The sequence below is a fragment of the Ruminococcus difficilis genome (assembly GCF_016680995.1).
In genome coordinates this window covers 24,838-40,579 of the sequence record NZ_JAEQMG010000140.1, presented here as the reverse complement: position 1 = coordinate 40,579, position 15,742 = coordinate 24,838, and the positions used below count along the sequence as shown (strand labels likewise).

General features: G+C 53.1%; 13 protein-coding genes. 9 read left to right on the top strand and 4 right to left on the bottom strand.

Translation table 11 applies throughout. The features are described 5' to 3' along the window. Nucleotides 1-33 precede the first annotated feature (33 nt). The 4 genes from JKK62_RS12765 to JKK62_RS12750 form a co-directional block, all read right to left on the bottom strand. Entirely contained in the window at nt 34-831 is a 798-nt protein-coding gene (locus JKK62_RS12765; protein ID WP_201428211.1) for a hypothetical protein, read from the bottom strand. A 193-nt stretch (nt 832-1,024) separates the two neighbouring features. Then, entirely contained in the window at nt 1,025-1,867 is an 843-nt protein-coding gene (locus JKK62_RS12760) for a helix-turn-helix transcriptional regulator (RefSeq protein WP_092966487.1), read from the bottom strand. Nucleotides 1,868-2,481: 614 nt separating this feature from the next. Continuing rightward, a complete protein-coding gene (locus JKK62_RS12755; protein ID WP_201428210.1) occupies nt 2,482-3,531 on the bottom strand; it encodes a dockerin type I repeat-containing protein in 1,050 nt (349 codons plus the stop codon). A gap of 115 nt (nt 3,532-3,646) precedes the next feature. Continuing rightward, nucleotides 3,647-4,003 carry a SpoVA/SpoVAEb family sporulation membrane protein gene (locus JKK62_RS12750; RefSeq protein WP_201428209.1) on the bottom strand — a complete coding sequence of 119 codons (357 nt, stop codon included), beginning with the start codon at nt 4,001-4,003 and terminating at the stop codon, nt 3,647-3,649. Between the two features lie 166 nt (nt 4,004-4,169). On the opposite strand from JKK62_RS12750, the gene JKK62_RS12745 reads away from it, so the two are divergent. The 9 genes from JKK62_RS12745 to nifJ all read left to right on the top strand — a co-directional run bounded on the left by JKK62_RS12745 (nt 4,170) and on the right by nifJ (nt 15,674). After that, nucleotides 4,170-5,117, top strand: coding sequence for an ABC transporter ATP-binding protein (locus tag JKK62_RS12745; RefSeq protein WP_201428208.1), 948 nt, complete (start codon nt 4,170-4,172; stop codon nt 5,115-5,117). A gap of 1 nt (nt 5,118) precedes the next feature. Further along, nucleotides 5,119-5,823 (top strand): ABC transporter permease, encoded by a 705-nt coding sequence (locus JKK62_RS12740; protein WP_092966495.1) that lies wholly within the window; start codon nt 5,119-5,121, stop codon nt 5,821-5,823. Nucleotides 5,824-5,835: 12 nt separating this feature from the next. Further along, on the top strand, nt 5,836-7,323 hold the full coding sequence (locus JKK62_RS12735) for a motility-associated ABC transporter substrate-binding family protein (protein ID WP_201428207.1): 1,488 nt from the start codon (nt 5,836-5,838) through the stop codon (nt 7,321-7,323). Then, the gene (locus JKK62_RS12730; protein ID WP_201428206.1) at nt 7,323-8,807 is read left to right on the top strand and encodes a DUF4340 domain-containing protein; all 1,485 of its coding nucleotides are present in this window, start codon (nt 7,323-7,325) and stop codon (nt 8,805-8,807) included. The genes JKK62_RS12735 and JKK62_RS12730 overlap by 1 nt, the downstream gene beginning before the upstream one ends. Nucleotides 8,808-8,846: 39 nt before the next feature. Next, complete coding sequence (leuC, locus tag JKK62_RS12725) at nt 8,847-10,115, top strand: 3-isopropylmalate dehydratase large subunit (protein WP_201428205.1); 1,269 nt, start codon at nt 8,847-8,849, stop codon at nt 10,113-10,115. A gap of 12 nt (nt 10,116-10,127) precedes the next feature. Then, entirely contained in the window at nt 10,128-10,607 is a 480-nt protein-coding gene (leuD, locus tag JKK62_RS12720; protein ID WP_092966503.1) for a 3-isopropylmalate dehydratase small subunit, read from the top strand. A gap of 350 nt (nt 10,608-10,957) precedes the next feature. Beyond that, complete coding sequence (locus JKK62_RS12715; protein WP_201428204.1) at nt 10,958-11,146, top strand: hypothetical protein; 189 nt, start codon at nt 10,958-10,960, stop codon at nt 11,144-11,146. Between the two features lie 192 nt (nt 11,147-11,338). After that, on the top strand, nt 11,339-11,764 hold the full coding sequence (locus JKK62_RS12710; RefSeq protein WP_201428203.1) for a hypothetical protein: 426 nt from the start codon (nt 11,339-11,341) through the stop codon (nt 11,762-11,764). A 349-nt stretch (nt 11,765-12,113) separates the two neighbouring features. Further along, nucleotides 12,114-15,674 (top strand): pyruvate:ferredoxin (flavodoxin) oxidoreductase, encoded by a 3,561-nt coding sequence (gene nifJ / locus JKK62_RS12705; RefSeq protein ID WP_201428202.1) that lies wholly within the window; start codon nt 12,114-12,116, stop codon nt 15,672-15,674. Nucleotides 15,675-15,742 lie beyond the last annotated feature (68 nt).

Sequence of the window (15,742 nt, the reverse complement as noted above, 5' to 3'; positions counted from 1 at the left end):
GCGTGATGCCGACCTTTTTCATTATGTGTTGAATTATGCGCCCCAGCGGTCAAAGAAACGGATCTGCTGATAGCTGAGGATGAAGTTCTGGCTCTCATGGAAGGAGCTGTTGACGAGATACGGCGCGTACATGTAGAGAATTCGGTGCTGTACCGCGCTGCCGTCGTCGTCAAAGACGTAGCGCACCGCCTGACGGCATTCCTCCGAGGTGCCGCGTGTGGTGCTGCCGTCGTAACGGCATTCGCGGATAACCTCCGGGATAGTGGTGTAGCCGTCGAAGCACATCGCGTCCTTTACCGCCTGCGCGATCAGCGCCGCGCCGATAAAGCCGCCGGTGCCGAACTCGCCGTAGCAGAGATTTTCGAGCAGCTGTCTGTCCGAATCCGTGAGGTCGATGTGGTAGGTCGAGTAGGACGTATCGGGGTTGTCGATCGCGAGAAGATAGCCCGCGTCCCACTGTGCCTGATAATCGGCTGGAGAATCGGGAACCTCTGCGGTCGCAAAAACAACGTCGCCCTGCTGTGCGGCCTGCGTTGTCGCGGGCGCCGTTGTCAGCGCCTCGGTCGCTCCTTCCGTCGCACGATCACGCTCTGTCGCGGCGTTGTTGACAGTCGATTCCCTCGGCTCCTCATATGCTGTGTGAGCTTCATCAAGCGTGCTGTACGCAATCTCGTTTGCCGCGGGGTTGATGTTGGACGCGGGAAGCGAGGTGTTGCTCGCTTTCTTCGCGGGACCGCTGAAAATGACCAGAACCGCAATGAGCACCGCCGCAAGCAGCAAGGAGCCCGAAAACAGGAACACGTTTTTGTGTTTCTTGATGTAATCAATCATTCTTGGAATATCTATAACCATTCGTTCACCTTTTTTCGCAATTCTAAATTAGATTTTAGCACAAATCAGTGAATAAGACAACCCCCATTGCCGAAAAAGTTTTTGGAAAGCCGCTGATGATTTCATAACGGTTGCCTAAAAATGTTCATTAGAAAAAAAGCTCCGTCCAAATCGGACGGAGCAGGTGGTAGAATCACGCTTTTCTGTAAGCAGAAGGAGTTTTTCCAAAATGCAGCTTGAAAGCGCGGTTGAAGTTGGAGAGGTTGTTGAAACCCGAAAGAGCCGCAATTTCAATGATCGCGCTGTCGGTTGTCAGCAGCAGCATAGCCGCTCTATTGAGTCTCAGGTCGTTGACGTAGCCGACAAAGGTCGTATTCATCAGCTCCTTGAAGAGATGCGATACGTAGTAGCGGCTGATTCCTGTCGCGTTGGCGACATCGTCGAGAGACAAGCCGTCGATATAGTGCTCGTCAATGTAGGTAGTAACGCGCTGGAGAGCACGGTACTTTTTGCTTTTGCTCTCGGAATCGACGATCTTGACGAATCTGTTGGCAAACAGCTCATAAAACGCCTCGTACATCTTGCCGTAAACAAGGAGCTGGAAAAACTCAGACTTTTCGGTTTCCGCCTTCGTAGCGGTCTGGATGCAGTCGAGAAGCTTCGGATGAGCTCCCTCGCTGGGAGAGATGCGCGCGTAGTTGGTGCAGTTGCCGTTCACCAAAGCCTTGATAATGCTCTGCGGGAGGTAATCTTGAGTTATCGCCGCGGGATTGGTGAAGTTGATGGTAATGACATCAATGTTGACGCTGTTGCTGTTTGTCAGCTTATACCGTGTGTTGGGCGATACAAAATAGATGTCGCCCTCATGGAGGTGAAACCCTCCGTCGGTTCCCTCAAAAGTGACAGAACCGTTTTTAACGTGGCCGAACAGAGCTTCGTGATGAGTAATGCTTTTGTCATTTAAAGGCATTTCTCCGCACACTACTCTAAACGCCGAGTTGGATGCCGAAGAGGCATTCAGTAACTCAATACTCATAGAAAATCCCCCAATTTTTTTGTTCGAGTATGCGCCGAATAGACCTATCCTATTCTAGAAATATTCTACCATATTTGTCATATTTTGTCAATGAATTATTGCGATTAGACAAAAAAGAATTATAAATAATAACAACTTACAAATATCTAACAAAATTATAGGCTATATATTTGTAATCAGACAAAAAAACAACAAAAAATAAAGGGAAAAAGGAGAATTTTCCCGGTTTGAAGGGGATGCTTCCGACCAGTGCGGCATCGATAAAATAAAAAGAGGATGTGGTGAAATATTTGTTTATTAATTTCAAGATACTCTCAGGAGCTTCAATATTTGCTCATAATAATATTACAATATCCGTCTGATATCAGTCAAAAGATAATATACCAAACAAAAATCTAAAATGTTCATTTATGCAAATAATGATTCCTTGGAGCGCAAATCTTGTTCTCACGATGAGTGGAACGGAAAAAAATTGTACAATATCTTGTAATTGTACACAAAAATATTGCTGTTTTTTTATCACTCATATTATCGCCTAAAAACTTACAATTGTCAAGTGACAAGAAAAAAAGCCGGCATTTTTGCCGGCTTTTTTGGGATTAGATCAGATGATTTCAGACATACCTGACGCCGATTTGTTCACCGGCAAAGCCGATATCCTCAGTAAAATCGGCAATGTATCTCTGAATACAGGTTGCGTCGATGATATTGATTTCCCCGTCGCCGTTCACGTCGCCGCAATCAAAATAGATGGCAGTGCTGACTTCCGCTGAGTAAAGCTGAACGAGGGTCACATCATCAATGCTGATCAAGCCGTCTCCGTTAGCGTCGCCGCAGTAGACAGGTATTTCGATCCGTGCCTCGGTTGTTTGGGGTGCCGTCGTATAAGGCGCGGGAACGGTGGTGACATCGGGACTGCTTGTCCACACGGAATTTTCTTCGCTCGGGTAGGTGACTCTCTGACTGTAGGGAACCGTGGTATACGGATAGGTGGGCGGATAGGTGACAGTCTCGGCGGGAATGGAAGGCTGAGTGATGGTGGTGTCAATGCCGTCGCCGCTGACAGTCAGTGAGCCCGAAAGGGAATAACAGGAAAATTTAACGTCGCCCTTTTTCAGCACCATAAAGCTGACGGTTTCTCCCTCTGTTTTGGGGTCTGCGGGATAGATGCAGGAGCCGATATAGACCGTGGCGTAGTAGAGCTTGTTGGAGGGCTCCAGATCGGAAACGGTTTTGTAGAAGTTGACGGAGAAGCCGGGAACTTTCTGCTCCATGCCGTATTCGCCGACAGGCTTGTCCGAACCGTACTGTCTGATGACAAGGTCGCAGTAAAGCTCGAGTGTGCCCGGATACACTTCATCGGTGAAATCTTCTTCATAGGGGCTGCCGTCGGGGTTGGTAAGTCCGCTCGTCGGGTAGGTATAGGGACTGCCGTCGGGATTGGTAAGACCGCTCGTCGGATAGGTATAAGGGCTGCCGTCGGGATTCGTCATACCCGAATAGGGATTGGAAGGATAGGAAGAAATCTCAACGCAGTGGTTGGTGCCGACCTGCTGGTGTGATGCGGACGCGGCAAGCGTGTTGACCGAGAGACCGACAATCAGGCAGATGGACAGTGCGAGTGCGGCGGCGATAACAGCAGCTTGTTTCCAGAATGCTTTCATAAGCCAAAACTCCTCATTTTTTTGATTATAAATAGTATAACATACATATATAAAAAATTCAAAATACATATTCAATAAAAATACAGAGGAGTTTTGACTGTTATGCTGTGATATTTTATCCCTTATCCTTCGGCTTGAAGAGGACGCCCGCAATCAGACTGAGGACCATTGCCGCGCCGATACCTCCCGCGGCGCTTTTGAGCGCACCCGTGAGGATGCCGACAGCGCCGTCCTCACGCAGCGCGTCCTTCATACCCTCCGCCATCAGGCATCCGAAGCCGCTGATAGGAGCGGCGGCGCCTTCTCCGGCGAAGTCAAGAAGCGGCTGATACAGTCCCAGCGCGCCGAGCAGAACGCCTGCCGTAACGAAGAGCGTGAGGATTTTCGCGGGCGTCAGCCCTGTCTTGTCGATCAGGATCTGACCGACGGAGCAGATCAGTCCGCCGACCAGAAAAGCTGTCAGATATTGCATGATGATCTCCTTTCTTATTTATATAGGCTTGGATTAGTATTCGCGTTTTTCGCATACCTATTCAAAAATGTGAATTTCTGTTGAAAATTTTCCAAAACCGCTACACAAAATCAAAGTTTTGTGTTAATATTAAAAACGATGTTATCAAAATAAAGGAGTGAGGCAGATGGTTGAGGTAAAAAACCTCACAAAATGCTATGGCGACATCAAGGCTGTTGACGATATCAGCTTTACCGTTGACACAGGCGAGGTGCTCGGATTTCTCGGCCCGAACGGCGCGGGAAAATCCACGACCATGAACATCATCACGGGCTACATCTCGTCAACCTCGGGAACCGTTACCGTTGACGGCAGCGAAATTCTCGAGAATCCAAAGGAGACCAAGAAAAAAATCGGCTATCTCCCCGAAATACCCCCGCTTTATCCCGACATGACGGTGAGAAAATATCTGGAGTTCATGTTTGACCTCAAAAAGGTCAAGCTGCCCAAGAAGGAGCACATCGACGAGGTCATGCGTCTGGTGCAGATTTCCGACAAGGAATCCCGCATCATCAAGAACCTCTCGAAGGGCTACCGTCAGCGCGTCGGCTTTGCGCAGGCGCTGCTCGGCAATCCGCCCGTGCTGATTCTGGACGAGCCGACCGTCGGACTCGACCCCAAGCAGATCATCGAGATCCGCAAGCTGATCCGCGGTCTCGGCAAGAAGCACACGGTCATCTTTTCGAGCCACGTGCTGTCAGAGGTCTCCGCGACCTGCGACCGCGTGATCGTTATTTCCGAGGGCAGGATCGTCGCGGACGCCAAGACGGAGGAGCTTTCCAAGTCCTTCGCCGACGTCCAGAAGCTCTCCCTCACCGTTGAGGGCGGCAGCTCCGATGTTCTCGGTGAGATCAAGAAGATCCCCGGCGTCAAGAAATACGTCAAGCTCAGGGACGTTTCCGACAAGATCGCCGAGTACAGCATTGAATACAGCAACGACGCGGATATCCGCCGCGACGTATTCAGCGCGATGGTGCGTATCGGCTGTCCGATTCTCGAGATGAAGTCGGGCAACGAGAGCCTTGAGGACATGTTCCTCAAGCTGACGCAGAACGCGGGAAAGAGAGGAAAGTAAGATGGGCGCGATATTAAAAAGAGAGCTGGGCGCGTATTTCAGCTCGGCGACCGCCTATGTGGTCATGGCGGTGTACTTCTTCTTTTCGGGACTGTTCTTCAACTTCTACGTATTCTCGCAGAACAGCACCAACCTGACCTATGTATTCAATAACATGTTCTACATCATCATGTTCCTGATTCCGATCATCACCATGAAAACCTTTGCCGAGGAGAAAAAGCAGAAGTCCGATCAGGCGCTGCTCACCTCGCCCTGCTCCCTGACGGAAATCGTTCTGGGCAAGTTCCTCGGCGCGTTTGTGATGTACACCCTCTGCACCTGCATTTTCCTTGTTTACGCGATCGTGATTTCGTTCTTCGCGCAGCCGCAGTGGTCGGTCATTCTCTGCACGTTTCTGGGAACCCTGCTGCTGGGCGGCTCGATGATCGCAATCAACGTGTTTATTTCCGTCCTCACCGAGAGTCAGGTCGTTGCCGCGGTGCTGGGCATGGGCGTCGGACTGATCATCTCGATGATGAGCTACTTTGTCAGCCTCGTCAGCATCGAGTGGATCAAGACCGTGCTCGAAAAAATCAGCTTTATGAGCTACTACGAAAATTTCACCTACGGTATTCTCAGCATTACCGACGTGGTGTTCTTCCTGAGCGTGATCGCGCTGTTCCTGTTCTTCACCGTGCGCGCGCTCGAGAAAAGACGCTGGAGCTAAGGAGGATTCAAGATGGAAAAGAAAGAAAAAACCTCAAAGGGCTTCAAAGCGTTTCTCAAATCGCGCAAGGCGCGTCACGGCAGCCTTGCCATCGCGATCGTTATCGGCGTGATCGCAGTGGTCGTTGTGATCAATATCATCGTGGGACTGCTCGTCGACCGCTTCCCCAACCTCAAGGCGGACTTCACGGCGAACAACGCCTACGCTTTGCAGGATGAAACCGTCGACTACCTCTCTCACATGAGCAAGGACGCGAAGCTCTATATCCTCTCGTCCGAGGAATATTTCACCCAGGGGGGCGAGTATTTTGTGCAGGCGAAGAACCTGCTGGAAAAGATGATCGCGGTCTCTGACGGCAAGCTCAGCATCGAGTATGTCGACGTCACCTCCAACCCGTCCTTTACGGGCAAGTACAGCAACATCGACTGGAAATCCTCCGATGTGCTCGCAGTCGTGGAATGCGGCGACCAGTATCAGGCGCTCACGGTCGACGAGTGCTTTACCTACAACGCGGAGTACTATCAGATGTACGGCTACCGTCAGTATGAAAGCACCACCATCGAGCAGGCTGTCGTCACGGGCGTGCTCAACGTCGCGACCGAGGACAAGGTCGTGGTCGACTTCATCACGGGCAGCGGAGAAGCGGATTTCACCACGCTGAAATCCATCCTCACCTCCAACGCCTATCAGGTCAACGAGGTTTCTCTCCTCACGGGCGACCTTGACGAGGACGCGAAGTTCGCGGTCATTTTCGCGCCGAGTGTTGACCTCGACGAAAGCACCGTCGAGAAGCTCGAAAAGTGGCTCAACAACGACGGCAAGTACGGCAGAAACCTGATTTACGTTCCCTCTCCCGAGAATATCAACTCTCCCAACGCGGACGCGCTGGTTGAAAGCTGGGGCATGAAGATGACAGAGGGCTTTGTATATGAAACAAGCGAGGATCACCTGTTCAGCGGCGGCGATTACTTCGCCTTCATCACCGATTACGGCGACTATTATACCGAGGGTCTGAAAAACAAGGACATCCCCGTGATGGTCTACCAGACCAGAGGTATCGAGATCACCTCCGAAAACGACGCGCACGCGCTGCTCAATTCCTCGAACCGTGCGGGCGTGATTCCCTACGAACCCGCTGACGACTGGAAGATGGAGGACGCGATCACGGGTTCTCCGATCGCCGTTGCCGCAGAGGGCGTCAAGAAGGGCGGCGACAGCGAGTCGCACCTGATCGTATTCGGCTCCGACCGGATGCTTTCCACCAACTTCCTCAAGCTCAACAGCGTCAACAACGCCGAGTTTGTCATGAACATCTTCAACACCCTCTCCGAAAAGGAGAACGAGAGCGTCACCATTACGGGCAAGTCGCTCGCGAATTCCGAGCTGGGTGTGACCGACCTCAATACCTCGGGCGCGATGATGATTATTTTCGTCGTAGCGCTTCCCGTCGTGATTCTGCTGACGGGCATCATTGTCTGGGTGCGCAGGAGGAACAAGTAATGAACAAGAAAAAGACTTTAATTATCGTCATTATCGCTGCGGTCGTTCTCGTCGGCGTCATGCTCGCGCTGATTTTTCTGCCCAAGGGCAGCGGCTCCGATCCGGACGCCGCATCCGTGGACGAGGGCGTCAAGCTGGAGCTGAGCACCGACGAAAAGGGCGTGCATCAGGCGATCATCGGCAGGGACGCGTTCGGCAACGTCGAGCACAACAGCAGCGGCACGCTGCTCGAGTATGTGCCCGCCGATATCAAGACTATTCACGTAGAGAACAACGCGGGCAGCTTTGATATCACCGCATCCACCCCCGAGGGTGACGCGACGGCATATACGCTCGTCGGCTTTGAGGAATATGAAACCCAGTCGGGCATTCCCGACCAGATCGCGAACGCCGCTTCCACGCTCGGCTTCACGCAGGTCGCGGGTCAGGACAACGGCGGCAGCGAGTTCGGCTTTGACAAGCCGCGCTCCGTCGTCACCGTCACCTTTACGGACGATACCTCTGCGGTGATCACCGTCGGCAACGACGCGCCGCAGGGCAAGGGAACCTATGTCAAGTTCGGCGACGGCAAGGATATCTTCCTCTCCGATACCACCACCGTCAGCGTCTTTGATTTCGGCGTGACCGACCTGATCGCCAAGACCATCACCGAGAGCGCCTCCTCCACCGACGCAGACAGTGCGCAGGTGAGCCTGATGGAGGTCGAGGTCGGCGGCGAGAGCATCGCAATCGAACCCTATACGGGCGACAAGTACCAGACCCACTACCGGATGACAAAGCCGAAGAAGTGCTTTGCGGGTGAGATGGAGGCAAGCCGCATCGAGGGCGGCATCCGCGGACTCTATGCCGACAAGGTCGTGATGGTCAATCCCTCCGACGGACAGATCGCGGACTTGGGACTTTCCCACGCGTCCATGCACGCGGAATATCCCGACGTCAGCGTCAACCTCCGCGCATCCGCTCCCGACAGCGACGGCAATGTCTATGTGATGGTCGAGGGCAGAAATATCATCTATCAGCTTGCCGCCGACAAGGTCGCGTGGGCAGATACGAGCTATGAAAAGCTCAAGGGCGACTATGCGCTCAGTCCCAAGCTGACCGCGCTCAAGGGCTTGAAAATCAACGACAGGGACTTCACGCTCAGCACGCGCGTTTCCCACAAGACCGACGACGAGGGCAACGAGACCACCTCCACCGTCACTACCGTCTTTGAGGGCAAGGACGAGATCCAGATCGAGAACTTCCAGAGCTTCTACGACGAGGTCGCCATGATCGCTCTCGCGGACAATACGGAAGCAAACGCAGGCGGCTCGCCTGAGCTGACGCTTCACTACACCTTTGACGACGACACCTCCGACACGGTGGAATTCTACGCCGCCGGAGACAGCAAATATGTCGTCGCGGTGAACGGCGATATCACGGGTCACGCGAGAAAATCCGACATCACCAGAGTGCTCGAGGATCTGGAAAAGGTCAACGCATAACGCATACAATTATATATATACATTCAGGAGGAATACAACATGGGTATGACAATGTCTCAGAAAATCCTCGCGGCTCACGCGGGACTGGATGAGGTAAAGGCGGGTCAGCTGATCAACGCGCAGCTCGACATGGTGCTCGGCAACGACGTCACCTCGCCTGTTGCTATCAACGTGTTCGAGGAGAACGGCGCGACCGCCGTCTTTGACAACACCAAAATCGCGATGATTATGGATCACTTCACGCCGAACAAGGATATCAAGGCGGCGACGCTCGTGAAGCAGACCAGAAGCTTTGCGAACAAGTATGACATCAAGAATTTTATGGACGTCGGCATGATGGGCATTGAGCACGCGCTCCTGCCCGAAAAAGGTCTGGTCGGCCCCGGATGCCTCTGCATCGGCGCGGATTCCCACACCTGCACCTACGGCGCGCTCGGCGCATTCTCAACGGGCGTCGGCTCTACCGATATGGCGGCAGGCATGATCAGCGGCAAGGCTTGGTTCAAGGTTCCCTCCGCAATCCGCTTCGAGCTTGTCGGCAAGCCGCAGGGCTATGTCAGCGGCAAGGACGTCATTCTCCACATCATCGGCATGATCGGCGTGGACGGCGCGCTCTATAAATCCATGGAATTCACGGGCGAGGGTATTCAGTACCTCAACATGGACGACCGTCTCTGCATCGCGAACATGGCGATCGAGGCAGGCGCGAAGAACGGCATCTTCCCCGTCGACGACATCACCAGAGAATACTGCACCGGCAGATATCAGGGTACTCCCGTCGAGTACACCGCCGACGAGGACGCGGTCTATGACGAAGTATACACCATCGATCTCAGCACCATCCGTCCGACCGTCGCGTTCCCGCATCTTCCCGAAAATACCAAGACCGTCGATGAGATCGGCGAAAATGAAGTGAAGATTGACCAGTGCGTCATCGGCTCCTGCACTAACGGCAGAATCTCTGACCTCAGAGCCGCCGCGGAGATCTTCAAGGGCAGGAAGATCGCCAAGGGCGTGCGCTGCATCATCATCCCCGGCACGCAGAACATCTGGCTGCAGGCGATGCATGAGGGTCTGTTCGATATCTTCGTAGAGGCGGGCGCGGTCGTTTCCACACCGACCTGCGGCCCCTGTCTCGGCGGACATATGGGCATCCTCGCGGCAGGCGAAAAGGCTGTGTCCACCACCAACCGCAACTTCGTCGGCAGAATGGGTCACGTCGAGAGCGAGGTCTATCTCGCAAGCCCCGCAGTCGCAGCGGCAAGCGCCGTCGCGGGCTATATCGTTGACCCCGAGAAGGTTATGTAAGGAGGAAGCAACATGAACGCAAAAGGCAGAGTACATAAATTCGGCGACAACGTCGACACCGACGTTATCATCCCCGCGAGATACCTCAACACCGCCTCCCATAAGGAGCTTGCGGCACACTGCATGGAGGATATCGACGCGCAGTTCGTCAACAAGGTGCAGGAGGGCGACATCATGGTCGCCGAGAAAAACTTCGGCTGCGGCTCCTCTCGTGAGCACGCGCCCATCGCGATCAAGGCGAGCGGCATTTCCTGCGTCATCGCCTCCACCTTCGCGCGCATCTTCTACCGCAACGCGATCAACATCGGTCTCCCGATCCTCGAGTGCGATGAGGCGGCAAAGGAAATCAAGGACGGCGACACCGTTTCCGTCAACTTCGATACGGGCGTTATCACCGACGAGACCACAGGCAAGACCTATCAGGCGGAGCCCTTCCCCGAGTTCATCCAGAACATCATTCAAAAGGGCGGTCTGATCAACTCGATCCTGTAATTTCCTGATTTTTAATTTTGAGAGAGGTTGGATTTGTTTCCTGCCTCTCTCTTTTTCTTTTAAAAGGGACATATCTATTGACAACACAGAAAAAAACCGCCGTGTGATGATATTTTTTTGTCGACTTTTTGCCGGTGCTGTGAAAAAATTAAAAAATAATCTCAATGTTTACCATAATCATAGACACACATGTCGTTTTGTTTATTAGAATGAAGAGAAAAGATGCCTGAAAACTCTGAAAATGGCGGAGATATTCAAGCAAATATCAGGTTCTCATGCGCGAAAAAATGCGCGTTATGGCAAACTTATTTTGTAAGGATCCCAAAATTTTCGGGTTAGGAGAGAGTTAAATGCAAGCTGAATACGAACGTATAATCTTCATCATCACAGAGTTTGATACAGAAGACGTGATTACGACGTCGGGAGGACTGCTCCCGACCGTTCCGTCCACCGATCCGACCAGTTCTACCGAATCTGATGATGAATTGGAAAACCGGTACGGCGATTACGACAGCATCGGAAGCGGTTCGTTTTTCTGATAATGCGAATCGACGTCGTGCGCGGAGAAGGGAAACAGGCTTCCGGTCCGGATGCCTGCCGCAGGAGAACACCTGTCTGCCCCGGTCAAAGGGTGTTCCGAAACTCAGCGCGCGAAAGTCAAGCGGAGCAGACTCGTTTTGAGTCTGCTCGCTGTTTATGCCGTACAAAGGCAATTCCCTGCACAGTGGAAGATGGTTGTTTGTAATCAACAGAAACCAACAGTATCTTTTAGTAAAAATGCTGATGGTTATGTTGTAAGACAGAGAAATAACAGAGATGAAAAGCAAAACATCAACTGCACCAGAGGAATCTCGATTACGGGCGAAAACGGAGATCCGACGGGTACGATTATTGACGACCACCGCAATTTTGATAACTACAGGCTTTACACGTTTGTCGTCACCTATGAGAAATCGGCAGACAAAACAGACAAAAAGGTTGTCGCAAGATCCTATATCCGCTACTACGACGCAAACGGATGGCTCCGCGTATTCTATAATGACTATAAGAAGAATATGTACTACGGCGGCTGTCTGTGCAGCTTTGAGCAGGTTTCGGGAATCGCTTTGTCAAAGCAATCCCAGCAGGCGGAACCCGCGCAGGAAACAGGCGATTGATTCAATTTGAAGTTGTGCTGTCTGAGACAGTCATCTGACGGACTGACCAAGCAAGGCTTGGTCAGTCTTTTTTTACTATCTGTTTTGCTGAATGCCGAATTTAAATAAAGGATTCGTATTCATAAATATTTGATTTGTCCGTGAGAAATGGGATTGGCGCGAGTCTGATGAACACATCCCGCGAAAACGTGTATTCAGAAAATAAAAAAGTTTAAAAACGCGAATCAAAAGACTTTACATTGGTTGGCAAAAGTGATAAAATATAGGGTAATGAAACGTGTGATTTTTTTGCACGTTGCGGCTATTTTCCCCGATTTAGCCGTGTCGATTTATAAGGAGGACGAAACCAATGGCAAGAAAAATGAAAACCATGGATGGTAACAGCGCTGTCGCTCACGTTTCCTACGCGTTTACCGATGTTGCTGCTATCTATCCCATCACCCCTTCTTCCGTAATGGCTGACCTGACCGACCAGTACTCGGCAAACGGTCTGAAAAACCTTTTCGGAAGAGAAGTTCAGGTTACTGAGATGCAGTCTGAGGGCGGCGCAGCAGGTGCTGTTCACGGCTCTCTCGCGGCAGGTGCGCTCACTACCACCTACACCGCTTCTCAGGGCTTGCTCCTGATGATCCCCAACATGTACAAAATGGCGGGCGAGCTGCTCCCCGGCGTTATCCACGTATCCGCTCGTGCGCTGACCAGCCACGCACTTTCCATCTTCGGCGATCACTCCGACATCTATGCCTGCCGTCAGACAGGTTACGCGATGCTCTGCTCCAACAATCCTCAGGAATGTATGGATCTCGGCGCCGTTGCTCACCTCACCGCGATCAAGGGCAGAGTTCCCTTCCTGCACTTCTTCGACGGCTTCCGCACCTCTCACGAAATCCAGAAGATCGAGCAGTGGGATTATGCTGACCTCGCTGACATGCTCGACTGGGACGCTGTAGAGGCTTTCCGCAGACGCTCCCTCAACCCTGAGCACCCCGTTACCCGCGGTACCGCTCAGAACGACGATATCTTCTTCCAGGCAAGAGAAGCCTGCAACCAGTACTATGACGCTGTTCCCGAAGTCGTGATCGAGTACATGAACAAGGTCAACGAGAAGATCGGCACCAACTACAAGCCCTTCAACTACTACGGCGCTGCTGACGCAGAGCACGTGATCGTTGCGATGGGTTCCGTCTGCGACTGCGCAGAGGAAGTTGTTGACTACCTCAACGCCGCAGGCGAGAAGGTCGGTCTGCTCAAGGTCAGACTGTATCGTCCCTTCGTCGGCGAGTATATGGTTTCCGAGCTGCCCAAGACCGTCAAGACTATCTCCGTTCTCGACAGAACCAAGGAGCCCGGCTCCATCGGCGAGCCCCTCTACCTCGACGTTCTCGCTGCTCTCAATGACTCCGAGTTCGCGGGCGTAAAGGTATTCGCAGGCCGCTATGGTCTCGGTTCCAAGGACACCACCCCCGGAGACGTTATCGCTGTTTACAGAAACGCTGAGGCGGAGGCTCCCAAGAAGCGCTTCACCATCGGCATCGTCGATGACGTTACCAACCTCTCTCTCCCCGTTGTGGAGAATCCCGACACCACTCCCGCAGGCACCCACAGCTGTAAGTTCTGGGGTCTCGGCGCGGACGGTACCGTCGGTGCGAACAAGAACTCCATCAAGATCATCGGCGACCACACCGACATGTACGCACAGGGCTACTTCGCTTACGACTCCAAGAAGTCCGGCGGTCTGACCGTATCCCACCTGCGTTTCGGCAACACCCCGATCAAATCTACCTACTATATCTCCAAGGCTGACTTTGTCGCTTGTCACAACCCCTCTTATGTTGACAAGTACGACATCGTCGACGACCTCAAGGAAGGCGGTTCCTTCCTGCTCAACTGCGCTTGGGATGTTGATGAGCTTTCCAAGCGTCTCCCCGGCAAGATGAAGAGAATCCTCGCCGAGAGAAAGATCAACTTCTACACCATCGACGCGATTCAGATCGGTAAGGAAATCGGTCTGGGCGGCCGTGTCAATACCGTTCTGCAGTCCGCGTTCTTCAAGATCGCCGACATCATCCCCGCTGAGGAAGCAAAGCAGTTCATGAAGGACGCTGCAAAGAAGTCCTACTCCAAGAAGGGTCAGGCTATCGTAGACATGAACTACGCCGCGATCGACCGCGGTATGGAAGACCTCAAGAAGGTCGAGATCCCCGCTGAGTGGCTCAACGCTGCCGACGACGCTGTTGTTGACAACGCTGCAGGCGAAGGCGCTCTCGTCGAGTACGTAAACGGCATCCTCAAGCCCGTTAACGCTTATAAGGGCAACAAGCTGCCCGTTTCCGCTTTCGTTGACCACATCGACGGCACCTGCCCCAACGGCTCCGCTGCTTTCGAGAAGAGAGGCATCGCGGTTGACGTTCCCGAGTGGCAGAGCGAGAACTGCATCCAGTGTAACCGCTGCGCGATCGTTTGTCCGCACGCTGTTATCCGTCCCGTTCCCATGACTGACGCGGAGGTTGCCGCTGCTCCCGAGGGCACCGCTGCTATCCCGATGATCGGTCTCAAGGAACTCAAGTTCGTTATGACTGTTTCCACCCTCGACTGCACCGGCTGCGGCGCTTGCGCGCAGGTTTGCCCGGGCAAGAAGGGCAACAAGGCTCTCGTGATGAAGCCCATCGACTCTCAGAGACCCAAGCAGGCTCTCTTCGATTACGGTCTGACCGTAGACGAGAAGCCCGAGGTTGCAGAGAAGTTCAAGTTCACAACCGTCAAGGGCAGCCAGTTCAAGCAGCCCCTGCTCGAGTTCTCCGGCGCGTGCGCAGGCTGCGGCGAGACTCCTTACGCTAAGCTCGTTACACAGCTCTTCGGCGACAGAATGTTCATCGCCAACGCTACAGGCTGCTCCTCCATCTGGGGCGCTTCCGCACCCGCTACTCCTTACACCACCAACAAGAAGGGCTACGGCCCCGCGTGGATGAACTCCCTCTTCGAGGACAACGCCGAGTTCGGTCTCGGTATGGCTCTCGGTCAGAAGGCTATCCGCAACAGACTCGTTGGTTATGTAACCGAGATCAAGGATACCACCGACAACGCTGACCTCAAGGCAGCTTGCGAGGGTTATCTCGACACTATCACAGATTCCACCTCTTCACGTCCCGCTACCGACGCTCTTATCGCAGAGCTCGAGAAGGCTGTTGACGACGCTAAGGTCGGCGAGCTTGCAAAGAAGACCCTCGTTGACAAGGACGAGCTTGCCAAGAAGTCCATGTGGATCTTCGGCGGCGACGGCTGGGCTTATGATATCGGCTTCGGCGGTCTCGACCACGTAATCGCTTCCGGCGAGAACGTAAACATTCTCGTATTCGACACAGAGGTTTACTCCAACACAGGCGGCCAGTCCTCCAAGGCTACTCCTATCGGCTCCGTTGCACAGTTCGCAGCTGCCGGTAAGGCTGTAAAGAAGAAGGACCTCGCTGCTATCGCAATGAGCTACGGCTACGTTTACACCGCTCAGGTAGCTATGGGCGCTGACAACAACCAGGTACTCAAGGCTATGGTAGAGGCTGAGAGCTATGACGGTCCTTCACTGATCATCGCATACGCTCCCTGTATCAACCACGGTATCAAGGGCGGCATGGGCATCGCTCAGCTCGAGGAGAAGAAGGCTGTTGACGCAGGCTACTGGAACCTCTTCCGTTACGATCCCAGACTTGCTGCTGAGGACAAGAATCCCTTCCAGCTCGACAGCAAGGCTCCCACAGCTTCCTACCGCGACTTCATCATGGGCGAGGTTCGTTACAACGCTCTCACCCGCAAGTTCCCCGAAAGAGCAGAGAAGCTCTTCAACGAGGCTGAGAAGTACGCTGAGCAGAAGTACGCGCATCTCTCCAGAATCGCAAGCTTCGAGGACGCGACCTGATTTAACACAAATCAATACAAATAATAAAGGGCTGCCGCACATTCGTGCGGCAGCTCCGCTTTTGTCTG

Excerpts from the sequence above, each read along its gene's own strand:
- JKK62_RS12765 (WP_201428211.1), bottom strand. The coding sequence starts at position 831 with ATGATTGATTACATCAAGAAACACAAAAACGTGTTCCTGTTTTCGGGC.
- JKK62_RS12760 (WP_092966487.1), bottom strand. The coding sequence starts at position 1,867 with ATGAGTATTGAGTTACTGAATGCCTCTTCGGCATCCAACTCGGCGTTT.
- JKK62_RS12755 (WP_201428210.1), bottom strand. The coding sequence starts at position 3,531 with ATGAAAGCATTCTGGAAACAAGCTGCTGTTATCGCCGCCGCACTCGCA.
- JKK62_RS12750 (WP_201428209.1), bottom strand. The coding sequence starts at position 4,003 with ATGCAATATCTGACAGCTTTTCTGGTCGGCGGACTGATCTGCTCCGTC.
- JKK62_RS12745 (WP_201428208.1), top strand. The coding sequence starts at position 4,170 with ATGGTTGAGGTAAAAAACCTCACAAAATGCTATGGCGACATCAAGGCT.
- JKK62_RS12740 (WP_092966495.1), top strand. The coding sequence starts at position 5,119 with ATGGGCGCGATATTAAAAAGAGAGCTGGGCGCGTATTTCAGCTCGGCG.
- JKK62_RS12735 (WP_201428207.1), top strand. The coding sequence starts at position 5,836 with ATGGAAAAGAAAGAAAAAACCTCAAAGGGCTTCAAAGCGTTTCTCAAA.
- JKK62_RS12730 (WP_201428206.1), top strand. The coding sequence starts at position 7,323 with ATGAACAAGAAAAAGACTTTAATTATCGTCATTATCGCTGCGGTCGTT.
- leuC (WP_201428205.1), top strand. The coding sequence starts at position 8,847 with ATGGGTATGACAATGTCTCAGAAAATCCTCGCGGCTCACGCGGGACTG.
- leuD (WP_092966503.1), top strand. The coding sequence starts at position 10,128 with ATGAACGCAAAAGGCAGAGTACATAAATTCGGCGACAACGTCGACACC.
- JKK62_RS12715 (WP_201428204.1), top strand. The coding sequence starts at position 10,958 with ATGCAAGCTGAATACGAACGTATAATCTTCATCATCACAGAGTTTGAT.
- JKK62_RS12710 (WP_201428203.1), top strand. The coding sequence starts at position 11,339 with ATGGTTGTTTGTAATCAACAGAAACCAACAGTATCTTTTAGTAAAAAT.
- nifJ (WP_201428202.1), top strand. The coding sequence starts at position 12,114 with ATGGCAAGAAAAATGAAAACCATGGATGGTAACAGCGCTGTCGCTCAC.